11 protein-coding genes are annotated in these 21,390 nt (G+C 61.3%); 6 read left to right on the top strand and 5 right to left on the bottom strand.

Going from position 1 to position 21,390, the window contains the following annotated elements; translation table 11 throughout:
• Window positions 1-46: 46 nt before the first annotated feature.
• Entirely contained in the window at window positions 47-1,162 is a 1,116-nt protein-coding gene (locus tag ACLH0J_RS17160; protein WP_411388253.1) for a Gfo/Idh/MocA family protein, read from the bottom strand.
• Between the two features lie 311 nt (window positions 1,163-1,473).
• On the opposite strand from ACLH0J_RS17160, the gene ACLH0J_RS17165 reads away from it, so the two are divergent.
• On the top strand, window positions 1,474-2,514 hold the full coding sequence (locus tag ACLH0J_RS17165) for a WD40/YVTN/BNR-like repeat-containing protein (protein WP_411392846.1): 1,041 nt from the start codon (window positions 1,474-1,476) through the stop codon (window positions 2,512-2,514).
• A gap of 15 nt (window positions 2,515-2,529) precedes the next feature.
• Window positions 2,530-4,905: an efflux RND transporter permease subunit gene (locus ACLH0J_RS17170; RefSeq protein WP_411388254.1), complete on the top strand. Its 2,376-nt coding sequence runs from the start codon at window positions 2,530-2,532 to the stop codon at window positions 4,903-4,905.
• A 21-nt stretch (window positions 4,906-4,926) separates the two neighbouring features.
• Here the strand turns inward: ACLH0J_RS17170 and ACLH0J_RS17175 are convergent, their stop codons facing one another.
• Window positions 4,927-9,522 carry a hypothetical protein gene (locus ACLH0J_RS17175; protein ID WP_411388255.1) on the bottom strand — a complete coding sequence of 1,532 codons (4,596 nt, stop codon included), beginning with the start codon at window positions 9,520-9,522 and terminating at the stop codon, window positions 4,927-4,929.
• A gap of 151 nt (window positions 9,523-9,673) precedes the next feature.
• On the opposite strand from ACLH0J_RS17175, the gene ACLH0J_RS17180 reads away from it, so the two are divergent.
• The 4 genes from ACLH0J_RS17180 to ACLH0J_RS17195 all read left to right on the top strand — a co-directional run bounded on the left by ACLH0J_RS17180 (window position 9,674) and on the right by ACLH0J_RS17195 (window position 11,758).
• A complete protein-coding gene (locus ACLH0J_RS17180) occupies window positions 9,674-9,964 on the top strand; it encodes a DUF5629 family protein (RefSeq protein WP_411388256.1) in 291 nt (96 codons plus the stop codon).
• The gene (locus ACLH0J_RS17185) at window positions 9,951-11,126 is read left to right on the top strand and encodes a lactonase family protein (protein ID WP_411388257.1); all 1,176 of its coding nucleotides are present in this window, start codon (window positions 9,951-9,953) and stop codon (window positions 11,124-11,126) included. The genes ACLH0J_RS17180 and ACLH0J_RS17185 overlap by 14 nt, the downstream gene beginning before the upstream one ends.
• 156 nt (window positions 11,127-11,282) lie before the next feature.
• On the top strand, window positions 11,283-11,459 hold the full coding sequence (locus ACLH0J_RS17190) for a hypothetical protein (protein WP_411388258.1): 177 nt from the start codon (window positions 11,283-11,285) through the stop codon (window positions 11,457-11,459).
• Window positions 11,460-11,632: 173 nt separating this feature from the next.
• Window positions 11,633-11,758: a hypothetical protein gene (locus ACLH0J_RS17195; protein WP_411388259.1), complete on the top strand. Its 126-nt coding sequence runs from the start codon at window positions 11,633-11,635 to the stop codon at window positions 11,756-11,758.
• A gap of 26 nt (window positions 11,759-11,784) precedes the next feature.
• Here the strand turns inward: ACLH0J_RS17195 and ACLH0J_RS17200 are convergent, their stop codons facing one another.
• The 3 genes from ACLH0J_RS17200 to ACLH0J_RS17210 form a co-directional block, all read right to left on the bottom strand.
• Window positions 11,785-15,423: an AAA family ATPase gene (locus ACLH0J_RS17200; RefSeq protein ID WP_411388260.1), complete on the bottom strand. Its 3,639-nt coding sequence runs from the start codon at window positions 15,421-15,423 to the stop codon at window positions 11,785-11,787.
• Window positions 15,420-16,661 (bottom strand): exonuclease SbcCD subunit D C-terminal domain-containing protein, encoded by a 1,242-nt coding sequence (locus ACLH0J_RS17205; protein ID WP_411388261.1) that lies wholly within the window; start codon window positions 16,659-16,661, stop codon window positions 15,420-15,422. Before ACLH0J_RS17205 ends, ACLH0J_RS17200 begins: the two co-directional genes overlap by 4 nt.
• A gap of 482 nt (window positions 16,662-17,143) precedes the next feature.
• The gene (locus tag ACLH0J_RS17210; RefSeq protein WP_411388262.1) at window positions 17,144-21,316 is read right to left on the bottom strand and encodes a YncE family protein; all 4,173 of its coding nucleotides are present in this window, start codon (window positions 21,314-21,316) and stop codon (window positions 17,144-17,146) included.
• Window positions 21,317-21,390 lie beyond the last annotated feature (74 nt).

Below are 21,390 nucleotides of genomic sequence, written 5' to 3' on the forward strand. Positions count from 1 at the left end.
CCCTGCCACTGAAATCATGACTCCCGTGCCCCATTTAGGATGGGTGTCAGAGGTCTTGTGGCTTGACCCAGCGCTCTTCTCGGGCGGCCACGCGGATCGCCGTCGCCAGCCGCTCCACTTCCCACGCCGCGTCAAAGTCGCTGCCGTCCGCGCCCTGGCCGGCCACGGCCATGATCAATTCCTGCACTTCCAGGGTCTTCAACTCGTTGTAACCCAACTGGTGCCCCGCAGCGGGGCTGAACGCCGCGTAGCCGGGCAGGGCGGGGCCCGCCAGCAGGCGCTGGAAGCCGTCCTGGCCTGCGCGGCACAGGCGCAGTTCGTTCAAGCGTTCCTGATCGAACGCCAAGGTGCCCAGGGTGCCGCTGATCTCGAAGCTCAGGTGGTTCTTGTAACCGTGCTTGAGCCAACTACTGCTCACCGTGCCGCGCGCGCCGTTGGCGAAACGCAGCAGGGCGTGTACCTGATCATCCACGGCAATGGACTTGAGTGTGTCGCCGCCTTTGACGGCGGGGCGCTGCGCATGCACGGTCTGCGTATCGGCGCACACGCTGACCACATCGCCCATCAGGTAACGCGCCATCGACAGCAAATGGCTGCCCAGATCCGCCAGGGCGCCGCCGGCATGTTCCACTTCACAGCGCCACGACCAGGGTGAAGCCGGGTCGGCCATAAAGTCTTCGCTGAACTCACCCTGGAAACTGATGATTTCGCCCAATTCGCCGTTGGCGATGATCTGCTTTGCCCACCCGATCATCGGGTTGTGCTGGTAGTTATAGCCGACCCGCGTCACCACGCCCGCCGCACTCGCGGCGCGGCGCATCGCGTCGGCCTGCGGCAGGCTGACCGCCAGGGGCTTTTCGCAATACACCGCCTTGCCCGCCGCGATCGCCGCCATGGCCATGGGGTAGTGCAAGTGGTTCGGCGTGGTGATCGCCACGACATCGACCGTAGGGTCGTTGACCAGCGCCTGCCAGTCGCCATGGGCCTGGGCGAACCCCCAGGCGTTGGCGCAGTGCCTGGCGCGTTCGGTGTCGGCATCGGCCAGTGCGGCCAGCTTGAGGGTGACGGGCAGTTCGAATACCGCGCGGGCATGGTTGAACGCCAAGGCATGGGCGCGGCCCATGAAGCCTGTGCCGATCAAGCCGATTCCGAGTTCACGCATCGCCGTGGTCCTTTGGATTATTGTTTTCAGGAAGGCTATTAATGGAATAAAAATTCCCATAACTCAATAGATGGAATAAAAATTCATTAGGGTCTGCGCAATCAGCCTGGCGAATACAGCTATATTCAGCCCATAGCCAAAAGCCGCCAGTTAACAAAAGATAACGTAGCGCCGATTGTCAGACGATTCCAAAGCCCGATAGGATGGCCCCTGCTTCCTCCAGGCGCTCTAGATTGCAGGTTTCAGAGCCCGGGCAGGTAAGACGACCTAACAATAATAAATGGGGAGAAAGGTCTATGAGTGAGCCTGTCATGGGTTGGGTTGTTTGCCGCCCACGCGCCGCACGCAGGGTTGCGTTGCTGGCCGCAGCGCTCTCGCTGTTGGCAGGTGTCGCGTTGCCGACTCCCGTGCTGGCAGCCAGCGATACCGCCGCACCGCCGGTGTTTGCAATTGAGTCCCCCAAGGCCGCCAAAGGCCTGATGATCGACGTGGTCCACGCCGGCTCGCGCCTGGTGGCGGTCGGTGATCGCGGGCACATCCTCTATTCCGATGACCAGGGCAGCACCTGGACCCAAGCCAAAGTCCCCACCCGCCAGTTGCTCACGGCGGTGTTCTTCGTCGATGACAAACACGGCTGGGCCGTGGGCCACGATGCGCAAATCCTCGCCAGCACCGATGGCGGCGCGACCTGGACCCAGCAATACCAGGACCTCAAGCGCGAAGCGCCGTTGCTCGACCTGTGGTTCAACGACGCCAACCACGGCCTGGCCGTCGGCGCCTATGGTGCGTTGATCGAAACCACCGACGGCGGCACTACCTGGGAAGACGTCAGCGACCGCCTCGACAACGAAGACCAGTTCCACCTCAACGCCATCGCCCACATCAAGGACGCCGGCCTGTTTATCGTCGGCGAGCAGGGCAGCATGTTCCGCTCCAGCGACGACGGCCAGACCTGGGAAAAACTCGAAGGCCCCTACGAGGGTTCGCTGTTCGGTGTCATCAGCACCGCCCAACCGCAGACCCTGCTGGCCTATGGCTTGCGCGGCAATCTTTACCGCTCCACGGATTTCGGCAGCACCTGGGAGCAGGTCGAACTGAAGGCCGCCCGTGGCGCCCTGGAGTTCGGCCTGTCGGGCGCGACCTTGCTCGAAGACGGTTCGCTGGTGGTGGTCGGCAACGGCGGCAGCGTGGTGGTCAGCCATGACGACGGCCAGAGCTTCAGCGTGTTCAATCGCCCGGACCGCATTTCACTCTCGGCGGTGACGGCGGCGGGCAATGGCAACTTGATTCTGGTCGGGCAGGGTGGTGTTCGTGTTGCTACGCCAACCGGCGCCGAACCCACAAAACAATAAGAAGGCGGGGAAAGAATGAGCAGTCATCACAACGATAAAGCGACCTTTCTTGAGCGCCTGATCTTCAACAACCGCCCGGCAGTGATCGTCATCTGCCTGCTGGTGAGTATTTTCCTGTTCTGGCAGGCGACGTTGATTCGCCCGTCCACCAGCTTCGAAAAAATGATCCCGCTCAAGCACCCCTTCATCGAAAAGATGCTGGAGCACCGCAACGATCTGGCCAACCTGGGCAACACCGTGCGCATCTCGGTGGAGGCCAGGGACGGTGACATCTTCACCAAGGAATACATGGAGACCCTGCGCCAGATCAACGACGAGGTGTTCTACATCTCTGGCGTCGATCGCTCGGGCCTCAAGTCGCTGTGGAGCCCCAGCGTGCGCTGGACTGAAGTCACCGAAGAAGGCTTTGCCGGCGGTGAAGTGATCCCCCAGAGCTATAACGGCTCGCCGCAAAGCCTCGATCAACTGCGCAACAACGTGCTCAAGTCCGGCCAGGTCGGGCGCCTGGTGTCCAACGACTTCAAGTCGAGCATCGTCGACATCCCGCTGCTGGAGTCCTACCCGGACCCGCAGGACCAGGGCAAGTTGCTGGCCCTGGACTACCGCAAGTTCTCCCATGAACTGGAAGACAAGATCCGCGACAAGTTCGAGGCGCAGAACCCCAACGTCAAGATCCACATCGTCGGTTTCGCTAAGAAGGTCGGCGACCTGATCGACGGCCTGGTGATGGTCGTGCTGTTCTTCGGCATTGCCTTCGTCATCACCCTGGTGCTGTTGCTGTGGTTCACCAACTGCCTGCGCAGCACCGTCGCAGTGTTGAGCACGACACTGGTGGCGGTGGTCTGGCAACTGGGCCTGATGCACTTCTTCGGCTTCGGGCTGGATCCGTATTCGATGCTGGTGCCGTTCCTGATCTTCGCCATCGGGATTTCCCACGGCGTGCAGAAGATCAACGGTATCGCCCTGCAATCGAGCGACGCGGACAACGCGTTGACCGCCGCCCGGCGGACTTTCCGGCAACTGTTCCTGCCGGGGATGATCGCGATCCTGGCGGATGCGGTGGGGTTCATCACGCTGCTGATCATCGACATCGGTGTGATCCGCGAACTGGCCATCGGCGCCTCCATCGGCGTGGCGGTGATCGTGTTCACCAACCTGATCCTGCTGCCGGTGGCGATTTCCTATGCCGGCATCAGCAAGCGCGCCATCGCCAGGAGCAAGAAGGACGCGCACCGCGAGCATCCGTTCTGGCGCCTGCTGTCCAAATTCGCCAGCCCCAAAGTGGCGCCGGTGTCGGTCCTGCTCGCGTTGGTCGCCTTTGGTGGCGGCCTCTGGTACAGCCAGAACCTGAAGATCGGCGACCTCGATCAAGGCGCGCCGGAACTGCGTCCGGACTCGCGTTACAACAAGGACAACAACTTCATCATCAGCAACTACTCCACCAGCTCCGACGTGCTGGTGGTGATGGTCAAGACCAAGGCCGAAGGCTGCTCGCGCTACGAGGCCATGGCGCCCATCGACCAGTTGATGTGGAAGATGCAGAACACCGAGGGCGTGCAGTCGGCGATCTCGCTAGTGACTGTGTCCAAGCAGATGATCAAGGGCATGAACGAGGGCAACCTGAAATGGGAAACCCTGTCGCGTAACCCGGATGTGCTGAACAACTCCATCGCCCGCGCCGATGGCCTGTACAACAACAATTGTTCCCTGGCGCCGGTGCTGGTGTTCCTCAACGATCACAAGGCCGAAACCCTCGACCGCGCCGTGCATGCGGTGCAGGAGTTCGCCAAGGAAAACAACAAGGACGGCCTGGAGTTCATCCTCGCCGCCGGTAACGCCGGGATCGAAGCGGCCACCAACGAGGTGATCAAGGAGTCGGAACTGACCATCCTGATCCTGGTGTACCTGTGCGTGGCGACCATGTGCATGATCACCTTCCGCTCCTGGGCGGCGACCCTGTGCATCGTGCTGCCGCTGGTGCTGACCTCGGTGCTGGGCAACGCGCTGATGGCGTTCATGGGCATCGGCGTCAAGGTCGCGACTTTGCCGGTGGTGGCCCTGGGCGTGGGGATCGGCGTGGACTACGGCATCTACATCTACAGCCGCCTGGAAAGCTTCCTGCGTGCGGGCCTGCCGTTGCAGGAAGCCTATTACCAGACGCTCAAGTCCACCGGTAAGGCCGTGCTGTTCACCGGTTTGTGCCTGGCTATCGGCGTGTGCACCTGGATCTTTTCGGCCATCAAGTTCCAGGCCGACATGGGCCTGATGCTGACCTTCATGCTGCTGTGGAACATGTTCGGTGCGCTGTGGCTGCTGCCGGCACTGGCGCGCTTCCTGATCAAACCGGAGAAGCTGGCAGGACAGAAGGGCAACTCGCTGTTTGCCCACTGAGCCCCGCCAGGCCCCTGGCGACTACGGCGCCAGGGGCAGGAACAGGCGCTCGGCCAACGGTTTGCCGATCAGCCCGCGGTGCACATTCACCACCGCCTGGGTCCCTTGGGCGCTGGCGAGCAAGGTGTAGTAACTGACCTGGCGCTGCTCACGGGTCTTGAGGTGGGCAGCGCTGTAGTCGGCCTTCGGCGTGTCGACGGCCGGGTAGTGAAAATGCGCATACCACAGGGGCTGTCCGTTGGGATCGGTGATCGCATATTCCTGGATGAAATCCCGCCGCTCGCCGCTTAACGGCAGGCGTTCTCCCCATCGCGCCACATAGACCTGTTTCTGCGCCGCCAGGTAATCGAGGTTGCCGTGGGTCGGCGGCAATTCCAGGCACAACGCGATGCGCAACTCGGTCCCCAGCCCGATCAACTGCTGCGCCGCCGCCAGCATCTGCGTGACCAGCGCCTGGTCGGCCACTGAGCGTGTCGCCGGGGGCAGCGCCTGGATGGCCTGGTCCAGTTCGGTGGCCAGCTTGGTGTAGCGGGTCGCCTCGAAGTGCAGGATCTCCTCGACTTCCTGGGGGTGACGCGAGACCTTTTTATAAGCCGTGCCCCGTTGCAGGTGCGCGTCCAGCATGGCCACCAGTTTGCGTGCTTCGCCCTTGATCAGACTGAGGGCCCGGGTCGGCCTGGGCGATTGGGGCGGGCGCTGCTCGCGGTACTCGACCCACTCATCGCCATTGTGCGAGTACATGTCCAGCACCTGGTTGCTGACCTCGTCCCGCACCTCTACCACCTCGACGTTGCCGATGGGTTTGAGTTCGCCGATCAAGGTGCCTTGGCGGGCGGTCCGAATGATTTTCTTCACCGGTTTGCCCGGCATGACCGGTTTGCGCCGGGCCGGGCGCTTGGCTGGCACGGCCACCGGCTTGAGCTCGCCGGCGAATTGGCGCGCGGCCTCTTGGTAAAGGCTTTCGACCAGTTGGAACAACTGATTGAAGTACGCGCTTTCCAGCTCGTCGCTATTGAGGATGCCAACGCCCTGCAAGGCGTCCAGCACGCTGCCGTAGCGCTCCACCAGGCTCTGCAGGATTGTCACTCGCTCTTGTGCGGACAGCTCCAGGGCGTTGAGTTCACTGTGGGTGCGCACTTGGGCATGTAACGGCGCCAGCACGTCGTCCAGGGTCTCGAACAAAGTGTGTTCAAGCTGTTTGATCACCACCAGTTTCAGGCTGCGAATCTGCAAGTCCTTGACCGCCAGGGCGCTGATTTCCTTGGGGCGATCCAGGGTCAGCCGTGCATACCCTTCAGCGCCCGGCGGTCCGAGGTTGAACAGCTCATCGCGGTAGCGATCGCGCACGTCGAGCCAGTGGATCGAGCGCTCGTTGATCGCCAGCGACTGTTTGACGAACTGTTTATAGCTGGCCGGCGCGCCGGCCACCGCCAGGTACAACTGCGGGCTTCTGACCATGAACTGCGGATGCGCTGTGTACAGGGCCATTCTGTCGTGCTCGGAGACCACCACGTGTTTGCGTGCGTTATTGACCAGGTTTTCCAGCAAGGCCGCGACGGTGGCGGTTGACAGCGGAATGCCCAGTGCCTGGCGTTCTTTTTGGGCGTCAAGGATGCGTTGGTAATCGGTGGTCTGGTCGCGCAGCGCCGTGTCAAAGCGCTCGCGGGCGCTCTGGCGTTGGGCGGCTCTGAACCGCGGGTCCTGGCCGGCGCGCTCCATGACCGAATGGGCGATATCCACCGTGCGTTGCTGGGCGACTTGCCCGGTGACGAAGCGCTCATAGTCCGCGCGTAACTGATCGACCCGTTGCGCCCGCTGCAGGCGGGCCGCCTGGATGCGCTTGGGCGGCATACCGCCGCGCAGGCGCAAGCGCGTATCCACCGACCAGTTGCCCTGTTCGTCGACGCGCAGGGGCGGGCCCTGGCGTTGCGGGTTACGGGGGTCGACCACGCGGACCCCGGCGTCGGCATCCAGGCTCACCCGGAACCAATCGCCCGCGACCTGTGCGTGCCAGCGTTGCCCGTCGCGGTACAGCCCCTTGTGCGGCCCTTCCCGGACTGCTGCGGGCAAAGTGGCCGGGCGCTGCTCCTTGAAACTGGCCAGGCGCGTACGTTGCTCGGGCGTCAGTCGCTGGCGTGCCTGGGCATAGCTGAAATCCAGCACGGTCTGGTCGGGTTGGGGCAGCACACCGGGCAGGTACACCACGCCTTCGCGGATTTGCGTTTGCGCGGGTGCGGGCCATTGTTCGGCGATCCGCGCAGGCAGGGGCAGGGCGGGGAAGTCGCGCCGGGCGCCCCTGGGCGCGGTGGTCGATGGTATGCCTTCGAGCAGAATCTGCCCCAGGTTCAGCAGCAGGTCCACCGTCGCCAGCTCCCGGACCTTGGGATCGTCGGCTTGCAGCGCCTGGATATCCATCGAGAAACCCGCGATCAGGCTCAACAGCCAGCCGGTGAGCATGGCCGGCCCCCGCAGGAACGGATACAACAGGCTGCCGAACAGCAAGCCGCCGCCTTCGAGCAGCAGTTGCCAGCGGCTTTCGCTGTTGGAGATCGACTCGCGGTCGGCCTGGCTGATCATGGTGTTGGCGTTTTCGGTGTACAGGTACTGCAACAACCGTCCGGTGATCAGGTACTGATGCAGTTCGTCGTGGGTGCCATCGGCGCCCAGTTGCGCCGGTTCGGGGGTGCGGATCACCGCGAACTCGTCACCCAGCCCGAAGCGCACGTAGTGGGGTTCGCGAAAGCCGCCGTGATCGTAGATCGGCCGGGCGGCGTCGCTCAGCCACAGCAGCACGCTCGATTGCAGCTCGCCCGGTGTGGCAATCGCCTCGAACAGCGCGGCGCGGCTGGCGAACTGCTGAAGCGGCTCGGCGTACAACGGTCGGTAGAGCAGATGCGGGCCGAGCGCCGTGTCCTCGGCTTCGATGAGGTACATATTGGTCACCGGATCGGGCTTGGCACCGGTTGAACGCACCAGGCTCAGGTGGCGAATCACGATGCGCTGGCCGTCCACCTGTTGGTCGGCCACCTCCGGCTGCATCAGGGCCTCGACCCGGCGCGCCCCGGCCAGGGTCAACCCATGGCGTTGTTGCAGGCTCAGTTCGAGGGCCAGCAGCGGCAATTGCAGGCACTGCTGATCGGCAAACAGGCTTTCCCGTTCGCGTGCCGCGGGTGTGTCGCCGAGCAGTTGGGTTTGCAGCATGTTCGGATAGCGCTGGCCGATGTTGACCCGTTCGATCAGCCCGCCGGTGCCGATGATGGCCTGCGGGGTGAGCCCGTCGGGCAGTGGCAGGCCCTGGCGATGGCGAATGCTCAGCTCGCCATGGGGGCGTCCGGCCAGGTTGCCGATGGCCAGATCGGTCAGGCTCATGCGCTCATGTTTGATGATGCCGGCCGTGCCGGGGTAGCCGGCGACGACGGCGAAGATCAGTTCGATATCGTCCGGGTCGGGCGCGCCCGCGACGGCATCCTCTTGCAACTCCCGATGCAGGGCGTCGCGCGCGAAGGTGCGGATATCCGGGATGTCACTGAGAAAGGTGCGGCCCCCGCTGCGCAGTTTCGCACTGGCCAGGCCCAGGCTCAGGCGCCGGTAGTGGGCTTGCGCGGCGCTGTCGGCCTGTTGCAACCAGGCCGGCAGCTTGGCGCGCAGGGGCTCGAGGGCCGCCGGTGCAAGCAGCGCGGATGGCGACAGCTCATGGCTGGGGTCGGCGAGGGTCAGGTACTCGGTTTGCAGGGCGTCGAATCCGCGCGTGGCGGGTAGGCGCAGGGCGCCCAAGCGTTCCTGTTGCCGATTGATCAGCAGCGACGCTTGATGGTCGAACACGTTGCCTTGGGGCTCATAGCGTCGGACGAGGATCGCGTCGCAGCGATAGCGGGCGGCCAGGCGCTGCCCCCAGGCTTGCAGCAGGTCGTCCATGGAGTCGAACACTTCGATGGCCCCCGCCGGCGTGCACAGCAGCGCGGGGGTGACACCGTTGCCGGTCTGGGTGAGCACCAGTTCCGGCCCCAGCAGCGTGACTTGACGAGCGTCGTGGGTCAGCAGGGTTTCCAGGCAATAGGCAAACACCGCGCGTTGGTCATGGCGGGCGATCCGTTGTTCACGGTCGGGAGTGGTGACGAGCTGGTCCACGGTCTGCCGCGCCTGCGCCGTCAACCCGACCTGGCGGATGGCCGCGATCCGCAGCCTGTCCAGCAGTGCATCCGCCAGCCGACGACAGCGGCCGGCGTCGGCATTCCAATACTCGATCAAGGCGTTCTGCAGGGCGGTGGGCAGTGTCTGCGGCAGCTCCTTGATCAGCGCTTCAATGACACTCATGTCCAGCCGGCTGCGGGTGGCATCGGGATATTTGAGGCGTGTCGGCGGGCGTTCGGACACGTAATAATCGAGGCCCTCGACCTCGCTGAAATCCAATGGCGCCGTGCCGCCCAAGTAGTCCTGGACCACGCTCATCAGCGGCCGGAACGTCCATTGCCTGGCGCTCGGAATCGCCAGTTGCAGCGTGGACAGGTCGATGACCAGGGCGGGATAGCGCTCGGACAACGCGTCGCCGAGCAATTGCCGGATCACCGTCTGCAACGCTGGGGGGTGGGTAAAAGGGTCGGGAATGGGGGTTGGCATACACATCCTTGGTTGATTGAACTGTCGCGCCGAGGATGCCAAGTCAGGGCGGGGGGGATGGGGTAATGGGCTACCGTCGGGCGACACAAGACGAGAAAGCGCGGGTGGATTGGCCTATCATCAGCGTCTTTCCCTCTGATGACCGATCCCGATGACTGCTGCCAACCTGCCGACTGAACTTGCCTCCAGCGACATGCTCGAAATTGACGGCCTGTACGCCTTCGATTTCACCCTCGACGATCAAAAGCTGCTGATCGTGTGCATGGATGGCCGTGCTGAAAAACGCTGGTCGTTCAGTGCGGCGCAACTGCAGGCCGCGACCTTTGATGACGCCTTGCAAAGCTGGACCCTCACCGGTGATACGGGCGAACACCGCCTGGTGTGCATGACGGCGGTCACCGGCAACAATAACGACGAGGATGACGAGCATGATGATGCGTAAATTCTGGCCCCTGCTGATGGCCGGCAGCGTTGGCGCGATGTCGGTGCAGGCCGCACCGGCCGACACCTATGAACTGCTGGTGGGCAGCTACACCGCCGGCAGCAGCGAAGGGATCTACCGCCTGCAATTCGACAGCCGCACCGGCCGGTTCCAGGGCCCGCCGGTGCTGGCGGCGAAAGCGGCCAACCCGTCGTGGCTGACGGTCTCCAAGGACCAGACCCATCTGTTCGTGGTCAATGAAAACGGCCCGGGCCAGCAAGACCCGGTCGGCCGCGTGAGCAGCTACCGCATCGACCCGAAGCATCATCAACTGACCCTGATCAACCAGGTGCAGAGCCTGGGCAGTGAGCCGACCCATTCCAGCCTCGCCGCCGATGGGCGCTACCTGTTTGTCGCCAACTATTCGGTGCTGGAAGATCCGGGCGGCAGCCTCGCGGTGCTGCCGGTGGACGCCGAAGGCAAGCTGTCGGCGCCGGTGCAGTTGAGCGGGCACCCGGCCAGCCGGGTCAACCCCGAGCGCCAGGCCTCCAACCACGTGCACTCAGTGGTGTCGTCGCCGGATGGCAAATACGTGTTCGTTCAGGACCTGGGCGCGGACAAGGTGTTTGCCTACCGCTACGACCCCAAGGCCAACCCCGAACTGCCACTGACCCCGGCCGATCCCGCCTCCGTGCAGTTGCCACCGGGCAGCGGCCCGCGTCATCTGCTGTTCAGTGCCGACGGCAAGCACGCCTGGCTGACCACCGAGATGAGCGCCCAGGTCGCAGTGTTCGATTACCGCGACGGCAAGTTGATGCAGACCCAACTGGTGGACTATGCCGCCGGGCAACCGGTGACGGATAAAGCCGGCGCGGCGTTGCACGCCTCCAGTGATGGCAAATTCCTGTATGTGAGCAACCGTGGCACGGCCAATCAGATCGTGGTGTTCAGCATCGACCCGGCGACCGCGCACCTCAAGGAAGTCCAACGACGCTCCGTGGAAGGCGATCACCCGCGTGAATTCAGCCTCGACCCCAGCGGCAAATTCCTGCTGATCGCCAACCAGAAAAGCAACCAGATCGTGGTGGTCGAACGTGACCCCAAGACCGGCCTGCTGGGTAAAACCGTGCAGACATTGCCGATGGATGCCCCCAGCGACCTCAAGTTCCTGCTGCGTCAATAAGCCACAGGCCCCGCACGGCGGGGCCTGACCCTTTGTATTAATCGCACTGATATCAGCTACTGTTTCAAAGCATTTCTAAGGCTCAACCCTCGGGCGTAAGTTGGGTTCCAAGGCCTCCCCCGGCCACCCAACCAAACGAACACAAGGGTTACCGACATGAATTTGAATCTCTTCTCCGTCATCGCCGCTTCTGCTGTTTCCGCCACCGTGGCCCTGCCTGCCGCCGCCAGCGTGGACGTGGCCGGTAAAAACTCCAGCACCAGCGCCTACACCCAGAAATACCTGCAACAAAGCGCCAACTTCTACGCCGCCCTCGATCACAAAACCCTGTAACAAGCATTGATTGGCCGCTGCACTCAAACGCCAAACCACTGAAACGCAACCTTGCGCGTTCCAGTGGTTTGGCGTTTGTGCATCAACGGCGATAATAATTGTGTAATGTCACATTGCCATGTGCTTTAATTTGGCGCTCGAATATTGACGCCTTTCATCATGGAATTGACAGCATGGCACTTCGAATCGCTGCAGTAATCCTGTTCCTCTACTCCGCTCCGATTCTGTCGTCTGCGCAGGCGGCCGACGGTGAACCGGAGGTGGCTCGCGAGCGATTGTTGAGTTTGTTGGAAGGGTAAAGCGGGCTCGCCACAGACAACCCCGCTTACTTGACCTCCAGCGTACTCAGCCCATTGCCCTGGCGCTTGACCTGGATCTGCACCGGGATGCGTTCGTGCATTTCCTGCACATGGGAGATCACTGCCACCTTGCGGCCCTGGGCCTGCAAGCCGTCGAGGGCATCCATCGCCAATTGCAGCGATTCCGGGTCGAGGCTGCCAAAGCCTTCGTCGATAAACAGCGACTCGATCTTCAAGGTGCTCGACGCCATCGACGCCAGGCCCAGCGCCAGCGCCAGGGACACCAGGAACGTCTCGCCCCCCGACAATGAATGCACCGAGCGCAATTCGTCGCCCATTTCCGTATCGAGCACCAGCAGACCGAGCATGCTGCCGCCGCGCTTGAGGCGGTAGCGGCGTACCAGTTGGCGCAGTTGCACGTTGGCGTGGTGCACCAGCAGGTCGAGGTTGTAGGCCTGGGCGATCTTGCGGAAGGTGTCGCCGGTGGCCGAGCCGATCAGCGCATTCAGGCGTGCCCAGCGCTGCCACTCGGCATAGGCCTCGGCGATCTGCGCGTCCAGGGCGTGATTGGCCTCCTGGCGGCGCTGGTCTTCGGCCTGGCGTGCGCGCAGTTCGGCGCAGTGTTTTTCGCCGTCGGCCAAGTGCTGGTTGAGCGCGGCCAAGGTGGCGTCCAGCTGTTCGGCGTCGAGGTTGCCGTTGTGCAGGGCCTGGTGTTCGGCGAGGCGCTGCTCGCGTTCTTGCAGCCGAACCTTGGCCTGTTCGACGGTTTTTTCGCTGTGTTGCAGTTGTTGGCGCAGCGCGTTGACCTGGGCATCGTCGAAGGCCAGCAACCGGTTGAGGCCGGCATCATCCAACTCTGGATGCAGGGCGCGCCAGTCGTTGAGGCGGGCCTCGAGGCTGAGCTGTTCGGCTTGCAGCGCTTGCTGGCGCTCCTGCTGGGCCTTGAGGTCGGCGGCCAGTTGCACCAGGGCGTTGCGCGTTTCCTGCAACTGCTGGTTGGCGTCGCTCTCGCTTTGGCGTGACCGTTCGACAGCCTGCTCCAACTGCTGTTGCCAGCGTTCGGCGTTGCCATGCTCGCCCACCAATGCGGCCAGCGTTTCCTGCGCGGCCTGTTGTTGCGTGGCCAGTTCGTGGTACTGGCCTTGCAGCACCTCCAACTGTTGTTGGCGATGCTGTTGACGGTCCTGTTCCTTGTCGATGGCCTGCTGCCGTTGCTGTTGCTCGAGCTGTTCTTCGCGCTGATGATCCAACTGCTCCAAGCGTTGGCTGACGTGCTGGTCCAGCCGCAGGAAGGTGTTTGCCGGATCGTTGCGCAGGCCTTCGAGGGTTTCGCCAGGGACCAAACTGGCAAACCCATTGAGTTCTTCGTCGAGGCGTTCGCGGTCGTTGGCCAGTTCCCGTTGCTGGTCGATCAACTGCTGGCGAGCCTGCTGACTCGCGTCCTGTGCGGCTTGCAACTGCTGCTGCAACTGACCGGCATTCTTTTGCAGGTTGAGCAGGGCGCTTTGGCGTTGTTCGTCTTGGCCAATGCGCTGGTTGAGCTGGCTCAATTGCTGGGTCAACCAGGCGCTGCGCTGGGCGACGTCGTGATTGAACAGCGTGGCCGAGAGCGAATGGGCTTCAAGCTCCGACGCCGAGCTGTGCAGTTTGGCCGCGAGCTGCTCCTGCTGGCTCAGGAACTCTTTGATCTGGGCATTGACGCCGCCCAGATCGCCGCGCAACTCGATGAGTTTAGTGTTGAGGTCATCAACGGCTTTCTGCGCGGTCGCCTCTTCCTTCGCATCGTGGCGTCCCAAACTGTTCAGCAGGGCTTGCGGCTGATGGTAGGGATGCTCATGACTGCCGCAAACCGGGCAGGGCTGGTCGTCCTGAAGCTGGGCGCGCAGTTCTTCAACGCTCTCGCTGCGCGCGTGGCGCTGGCGATCGAGCAATTGCTTGGTCACCGCCAGGGCTTGCTCGGCGGCGGTCAGTTCGGTCTTGGATTTGAGCCCGATCTGAATCAGCTGTTCTCGCTGCTGTTGTACCGCGACGAGCTTTTCGCCCAGGGCTTGGCTCTGGGTGTCCAGTTGCTGATGGCTGTCCCACAGCCGCGTCAGCTCCTCAAGGCCGCGCTGCTGTTTGCGATTGTCTTGCAGCAGGCCGCCCAGCAATTGGATCTGCTCGGCGACGGCATGGGGCTCGGCGCCGGCTTCGTGGTAAAGCAGGTCGAGGGCGTCGCGTTGTTCCGTCCATTTTTCGGCGAGACGGTTGGCGCGTTGCTCCAGTTGTGGCAGTTCTTCCTGGCCTTTTTTCAGGCGGTTGCCGATCACCATCAACTGTTGCAAACGCTCGCGTTGGAAGCTCCAGCCTTCACTCAAGGGCGCCAAAAACAGCGTGCGCTCAAGCTCGGCGGCCAGGCGTTGCAGGCGTTCGTCGACGTATTTTTGCTTGTCGAGCAAGCCATTCAGGTGGGCCTGGCCGTCCGTGCAAGCGGTTTCAGCCAACTGTTTTTCCGCTTGGCGTTTGCCCAGGCTGTCGGTCAGGTGGGCGAGGGTGTTTTGCGCATCGAAGGCCTGGCGTAGCAGCGGCGCGGCGGCGGTCTGTTGTTGCTGCGCGGCAACCAGCGCGGTCTGGGCGTCGGCCTGCTGTTGTTGCAGGTGCGCCTGGCGTGTGTGCAGCTCGGCCTGTTGCTCGATATGCGCCTGAATCTGCGCGGCCAATGGCGTGAGCACGGTGTGCAGTTCGGCCTGGCGCGCGAAGGCATGACGTTGCGGTGCCAGTTGTTCCAGGCGGCTCAGGTCCTGGCGTTGCGCGGCCTGGCTGTCCCAATCGGCTTGGGCGCGCTGCAGGTCTTCGGACGCGCTGAGTTGGCGGTCCTGCCATTCGCGCAGTTCCTTGAGCCAGGTGTGCTGCAACTCCAACTGTTTGAGCTGGGCCTGCTGGGCCTTGAGCTGCTGCTGGGCCGCGTCGAATTGCTGGTCCAGTTCGGCGCGGGCTTCAGCGGCCAGGGGCACTACGCCGGTGGCCTGGTCCTGCAGGCGTTTGTGTGCGTCCCTGGCGTCTTTGGCCTTGTCGAACGCGCGACGGCCCAGTTGGGTGTAGAGCGCGGTGTCGGTGAGCTTTTCCAGCAGTTCGCTGCGCTCGTTGTCATTGGCCTTGAGGAAGGCACTGAACTCGCTTTGCGCCAGCAACACGGCACGGGTGAATTGCTCGAAATTCAGGCCCAGGGCCAGTTCCAACTGGGTCTTGTATTCGGTTTTCTGGCTGGCCAGCAGTTGGTCACTGTCCAGGTCGATCAGGCTTTGCCGGCTGTTCTGCAACTTGCCGCTGGCCTTGTCGCGGGCGCGATTGGCTTCCCACCGCGCGCGGTAGCGACGGCCGCTGACCCCGACGAAATCCACCTCGGCATAGCCTCCGCCGGTGCCGCGACGGATCAGGGTGCGCGGGTCGCCGATGGAAATATCGCTGTCGGCGTCGGGCATCTTCGCCTGGCCGGTATCGCCCAGGCGCGGCACCGCGCCAAACAACGCCAGGCACAGCGCATCGAGCAGCGTGCTTTTGCCGGCACCGGTCGGCCCGGTAATCGCAAACAAGCCAGCGCTGGCCAGGGGTTCGGCGGTGAAGTCGATCTCGAACGGGCCGGCCAGGGAGGCGAGGTTTTTCAAGCGGATGGCGAGGATCTTCATGGCTGTTCGCCCTCCTGTTGCACTTCCTGGAGCAGCACGGCGAAATCCTTCAAGGCCTGCTCATCCACTTCGCTGCCGTAGCTGTCCTGCCAGGCGCGGCTGAACAATTCCTGGGGCGTGAGTTGGTCGAGTTCGATCAGGCGCTCTTCATCCGTGGCATCACTGCCGCGCTTGCCGGCGTACTCGGCGGCGATGCGCACCAGGCGCACGGCCTTGCCTTGCAGCGCGGTTTCGATTTGCTGGCGCAGGTCGGGTTGCGGCTCGTCGAGGCGTACGCGCACTTCCAGCCAGGGGTGGCGCTGGGTTTCGGCGAGCAGGTCGATGTCGGGCAAGTCCGCCAACTGTTTGAGGATGTCGGCCAGGGGCGCGGCGTCCAGGCGTTGCAGGTTGACCGAACGCGGGATCAGGATTGGCTCGACGCCGACCAGTCGTTCGCCCTGGAACGTCACGTCGAGAATCTGGTGCTTATAGCCAATTTCGGAAAACGACAGCGGAATCGGCGAGCCGCTGTAGCGAATGCGCTCTTCGCCATTCACCTTTTGCGGCTTGTGCAAATGGCCGAGGGCGACATAGCCGACACTCTTGTCGAACAGGCTGGCCGGCAGCGCCTCGGCATTGCCGATGATCAGGCTGCGCTCGGAATCTTCCGACACCGAACCGCCGGCCATGTGCGCATGGCTGATGGCGACCAGCGCCTGGCCTTTTTTACGTTTGGCGTTGGCGGCGGCAATGAGCCACTCATGCACCTGGCCAATACCGCGCAGGTAGTCGTCCCCCAGGTGCGCGCCGGTCACTTCCGCCGGGCGCAGGAATGGCAAGGCCAGGCACCACGCGGCGATCTTGCCTTTGGCATCCGGCAGCGGGATCAGCAGGCGTTCGGCATCCAGTTGCCCATCATCCAGCCACAGCACGCGCCCCAAGGCATGGGTGCGCAAACGGCGCATCAACGGCGCAGGCAACTCGATGCGCGAGCCGGAGTCGTGGTTGCCGGCGATCATCACGATGGTCAGCTTCGGGGTTTGTTCGTGGGCGCTGATGATGAAGTCATACAACCGCTCCTGGGCCTTGAGCGGCGGGTTGACCGTGTCGAAGATATCGCCGGCGATCAGCAGTACATCGGGTTGGTGGACGCTGATCTGGCGCAGCAGCCACTCGAGAAAACAGGCGTGTTCGAAGTCGCGTTCCTGGCCGTGGAGGTTTTGGCCAAGGTGCCAGTCGGAGGTGTGGAACAGACGCAAGGCGAACTCCGTGGGGATGAGGAAAAGGAGGGGAGTTTACCTGTAAACAGCAGGGAGGGGGTGTGCACACCCTTGATGATAATCAGGACGCGTCTTTGAAATATCCTGCTGGATGGGGGGTGGTTCGGTGTGAGTTTACTTTCGTGAAAACCAGCGTTTTCGTTCCCAATTGTGGATTTCTGAAAAGCTATACGAAATGTGTCGCGCTTTCCCCGTCAGTGACGGTTCTAATGCTCTAAGTCCAGCATCGACAATGTTGAGGCGTGACGTGTAAATGCGGTGCGCTTTAATGACGTAAAAGCGGGACAGGTCTTTTAAATAGATCTGTCCCGCTTTTTTGCCGATTTTTTGTGGTACCCCTTTGACAAGTGCTAACGACCCTGTCGAGTATGCGGACGAAGCAAACACCACCAGGTCAAGGCTGATCCAGTGGTGCTTACTTGTTCTCTATATGACCATCGTGCAAGCCATTTGTAGGTCTCTTAGAGCTGTACTACATATACAACGTGGTCACTATTACTACAAATGTACGCCACTGAGCTTTCTGGTGGGATGGCGACTCCTAATGGTCTATATGCTGGTTGTAAGACACTTGCAGTTGAGTCAGTCTGAGTGTTTATGATGTTTAAGGAGTTGGTGTAGAAGCCAGGTATGCAGGCTTTTTCAATGACGTTACTAAAAGCGATGGCTGAAGGTTCTCCATTGATAGTTATGACTTTTTCGACGGTGTTGGTATTCATATTGATCACCGAAATTCTGTTGTCGATATGCCCTACATAGAGCACTGGTCGGTGAGGGCTTTGAGCCAAGGCCAAGGGCCTGCTCGCGATATTTATATACCCAAGAATTTGGTAGTTGTTAGCGTCAATGATAGCAATTCGTGAGGGGGAGGTGCTCACATATAGTCTATTGTTGGAGGCGAGTATTGAGTGATAGGGCCTTGTTAAGCTAATTGATTGAATTATTTTTGCAGTAAAAGTGTCTATAACATAGAAAAGATCGGCGTTGGTGTTTGAAACATAAAGCCTGCTTCCCGTTGTATTAAATGTTGGGAAGCTTGGGGATGGAATGTTGGTTATCACAGATCTTGTGCTATTGCTTATGTTGACGATTTCAATGTTGTTTTCGTTTGATTGAGGGATATACATGCGGATGCCGTCCGGGTGGAGGGCCATACGATCTATTGCCGGCGAAGCAAAAATACTGCGAATCACCTGATTTGTATTGGTGTCTATTACGGCGAGGTTGCCGGGATAACTCACATATACTTCAGCTCTGGTCAGACTGGGAACAATATCGTACTGCCCACTGCCTATGAATACTTGGCCTATGAATCCAGACGAAGCATTAATAAAATAATTGGTTGTGGCGAAGGTAATGGCATTGGCCTCCGTCGTTGAGCCATCAAACGTCACCTTACACCTCACAGTAATTTGACGGCCTGTCGGCAATACCCCCAACCAAGTCCGCAACACGGCTTTATTGACCAACCCATTCGCCGCTTCCGCCGCAGTAATGGCTACTCCATTGAGCACATACAAATCCCCCACCCCGGCACTGCTGCAAATCAACCACACCCGCTGCCCGGTCGCACTCAAACGCCATTTGGCCACCGACGCAGTGGCATTGCCGGTAAAGGCGGTGAGGTCGAGGGTGCCGCCACTGGCAATACTGTTGATCAACGGCCGCGGCAGGTTTGATGGCTGGATGATTTGTACGTTGACCTCTTGAACAAACGAGTCCACATCCACGCTATCAATCGTGGCGATGTACTGCAGGATGACTTTTTTACCCACGCTACTGGCCATGATTGCCTGGCTGATCTGGAAATCCACCCGACCACCATCCAGACCGTTTTTATCGGCGATATAAGGCATGCTGCCATCCGGCAACATCCACAGCAGTTTGATCCGGTGGGTCGAATTCATTCCGTTGTAGGCCACGACCACCGAAGCGTTGTTTTCATAGGTCAGTGGGTCGATGGTGATGACTTCGCCTGACAGGTTGGCAAAGGCCGGCCGTGGCAGGGTAGACGGTATCGCCTGGATAATGTGGTTGCGCACGCCAAACAGTATTGCCGAGTTCTTGTCGGCGCTTTCCGACAGGGTCACCCAAAAGCGAATAGTCAGCGGTGAGTTATCCATGAGGCGGCGCAGTTTATCGACGGGCGTCGGCGGGGAAATGCCATTGAGCACTCCGGCCGCTGTGACCTGGTTGGCGGTGTAGGTGTTTTCGACATAAGGCGTGCCGTCGCTGAAGGTACCTTCGTATGTCATCCACATCCGTTGGTTCGGTGCGATAAAGTTCCACCGTGCGATACGAGTGCGAGCCTCCTCGTTCAATTGCGACAGTTGCAGCACCAGGCTCTCGCCGATGCCATCGATGGCCGGTGTGGGCAGCCCGGTCAACGGTTGCAGTTCCAGGTCAACCACTTGCGATTCATACAGGAACGTGCCGCGGGTGAAGCGGTATTGCACGCTGATGTGGTTACCGCCGGGGCGAATGCCTTTGGCGACGATTTCCGGTGGGATAAATGCGCGCACTTCGTTGGTGCTGGGGTTGCCTTGAAGTTGCGCGGTGTAGCTGCCGATGCCGTCGCTGCTCAGCCAGTCGACTTCGATCTGGTCGGTCGCGTCCATCGGCCGGAATTTCACGATGACGTAGGCGCCGGCCAGGGCGGCCAGCGGGTTGAGTCGATCCGGCAGCACGGAGGCACCTTCGATGATCGGCCGATCCAGTTGCACACCGACGCCGACGGTGAGGTCGAGGATCTCCGAGCGCAGTATCGTGCCGGACGGGCCGCCGCTTTGCAGGCTGTAGCTGATACGCAGGCTGCCATTGACGTTGACATCGATCAGGTTGCGGTTGATCTCAAAGACCAGCGGTTTGCCCTGGGTGGCGCTATTGACCGTGATGATGCCGCTGGCCGAGCCGCCGACGGCGGAGCCGAATACCACCCAGTGCACCTCGTCACCGCTTTGGGTGCCGGCGTACGGCAAGGTCAGCAACAGGCTCGTGCCGGGCACATGGCCCGGGTTGATGTTGTTGCCTTGTGCGTATTGCAGTTCTGGCGCGGGCAGGCTGGCCACACGTTCACCCACCTGTGCGCCGACCTCCAGGGATTTGCGGATTGCCATGGCCTGGCCGCCGAAGAGATGCGACTTACCATCGTTGACCAGGTAGTAGAAGTAGACGAACTTCTTTTGGAACCGTTGCAGCACTTGCGAGGTGATGTGGAAACTGCCGCCCTGGGGGCCTGCCAGTCGCGACTCGCTATAGAACTCATTGTCACCGCCCGGCTCGCGGGTTTCCATCTCCAGTGTTAGCAGCCAGTCCTCGTCGTGAGGTTCGTAGACGGGAAGGTGGATATCGATGGCGTTGGCCGGATTAATCAGGCCCAGCTCGATCGGCACGATGGTCACGCCCGGCATGCTCACCGGTGTCCCGACCACCGTCACGGTGACGCTGCCCGATTGTTCAAGGAGGTCGCCGCCGGCGTTATGGATCTGGAAGGACGCACGGAAGGAACCGCCGACGATTTGCTCGATCACTTGGCGGGGGACGGGCACATCGGTCAGGTACAGGTTGGTCGCGTTCACCGGCAGCATGGTAAACGTGTGTGTCGAGCCATCAATGAGCGTGGCATACAGCGTGACGAAGACCTGGTAGGGCGGGTTGGGCGCGGGAATTACCCGGCCGGTGTAGCACGACAGGGTGAAGGTTTTTTCGCTGTCGGAATCGAAGTCCACCTGACTGGACTCTTGGCCGTCGATCAGGAAGATCGGAGGAGAACTCAGGCTGGGGTCCAGCTCGCTCACCAGGTTGTAGGGCTTGGAGTACTGGTATTTTTCCCCTCCAGAGATATTTTCTGCCACGTCCTGCACCCGATAGCGCAAGATCAACTTACCTTGCAGGCCGCCCTGATCGATGATGGCCTTGCTGATCCAGATACGGATCGGCGTCAGTCCTGCCGCCTCTTCAGGGCTGACAGTATGGAAGACGATGATGCCGTCCCAGGAACATTCGATCTTGTCGTTCTTGCGGATGTTTGGATAGCGAACGATCAGCCACCACACCCCGGCTGCGGCATTCTCCTGATTGATCAAGGCGTTTTCCGGAAAGCCTTCGATCGACATCGTCAGGCGGCTATGCCACTTGTCACCTGGGTCCTGATCAGTGCCGCCGGGGCGGTCGGTCTTGATCAAAATGGTTTGCACGGGCGAGGTACTTTCCTGAAAGGAGCCGATGCGTATGACCCGTCCGTACATCGCCACTTCGCCTGTCGGCATCTTTTCTCCCGGCACGAACAGGTTGTAACGAGGCTTGTCGTCGTTTGTGACGGCGCTGCTCGCGGCGTTGATCAAGTCATTGAAATAAATGGCGCGGAAGTCACCCAGGTTCCAGTTGAACCACTTTTCAAATATCCATTGCGAATAGGCCCACACATGGCGGATACCGAGGGCGTAGACGCAGTTTTCCGGGTACGGCACCAGTTCCAGCGGCACAGTAGGGTAAGCCGAGTAGGGTGGATCGAGGTCTTCGATGCGTGTGGGCGGTTGCTCCGGTGTCTGATAGGGAATCAACGCCTGTGACGGCGGCAACGCTGGCGTGTCGTCGGCAGGGGATTTTGAGGGATCACTCGGTAAATTGGACATTGAAGACACTCCTTGCAGGACGGACGCGCGAGTGTGGTGGCGCGTATAGGCAAGGAAAATCAAACACCCGCAGG

This window comes from Pseudomonas sp. MPB23, assembly GCF_046605395.1.
Taxonomy (GTDB): domain Bacteria; phylum Pseudomonadota; class Gammaproteobacteria; order Pseudomonadales; family Pseudomonadaceae; genus Aquipseudomonas.

Coding starts and splice junctions, on each gene's coding strand:
- ACLH0J_RS17180 (WP_411388256.1), top strand. CDS start 9,674: ATGACTGCTGCCAACCTGCCGACTGAACTTGCCTCCAGCGACATGCTC.
- ACLH0J_RS17185 (WP_411388257.1), top strand. CDS start 9,951: ATGATGATGCGTAAATTCTGGCCCCTGCTGATGGCCGGCAGCGTTGGC.
- ACLH0J_RS17200 (WP_411388260.1), bottom strand. CDS start 15,423: ATGAAGATCCTCGCCATCCGCTTGAAAAACCTCGCCTCCCTGGCCGGC.
- ACLH0J_RS17190 (WP_411388258.1), top strand. CDS start 11,283: ATGAATTTGAATCTCTTCTCCGTCATCGCCGCTTCTGCTGTTTCCGCC.
- ACLH0J_RS17170 (WP_411388254.1), top strand. CDS start 2,530: ATGAGCAGTCATCACAACGATAAAGCGACCTTTCTTGAGCGCCTGATC.
- ACLH0J_RS17195 (WP_411388259.1), top strand. CDS start 11,633: ATGGCACTTCGAATCGCTGCAGTAATCCTGTTCCTCTACTCCGCTCCG.
- ACLH0J_RS17175 (WP_411388255.1), bottom strand. CDS start 9,522: ATGCCAACCCCCATTCCCGACCCTTTTACCCACCCCCCAGCGTTGCAG.
- ACLH0J_RS17160 (WP_411388253.1), bottom strand. CDS start 1,162: ATGCGTGAACTCGGAATCGGCTTGATCGGCACAGGCTTCATGGGCCGC.
- ACLH0J_RS17165 (WP_411392846.1), top strand. CDS start 1,474: ATGGGTTGGGTTGTTTGCCGCCCACGCGCCGCACGCAGGGTTGCGTTG.
- ACLH0J_RS17210 (WP_411388262.1), bottom strand. CDS start 21,316: ATGTCCAATTTACCGAGTGATCCCTCAAAATCCCCTGCCGACGACACG.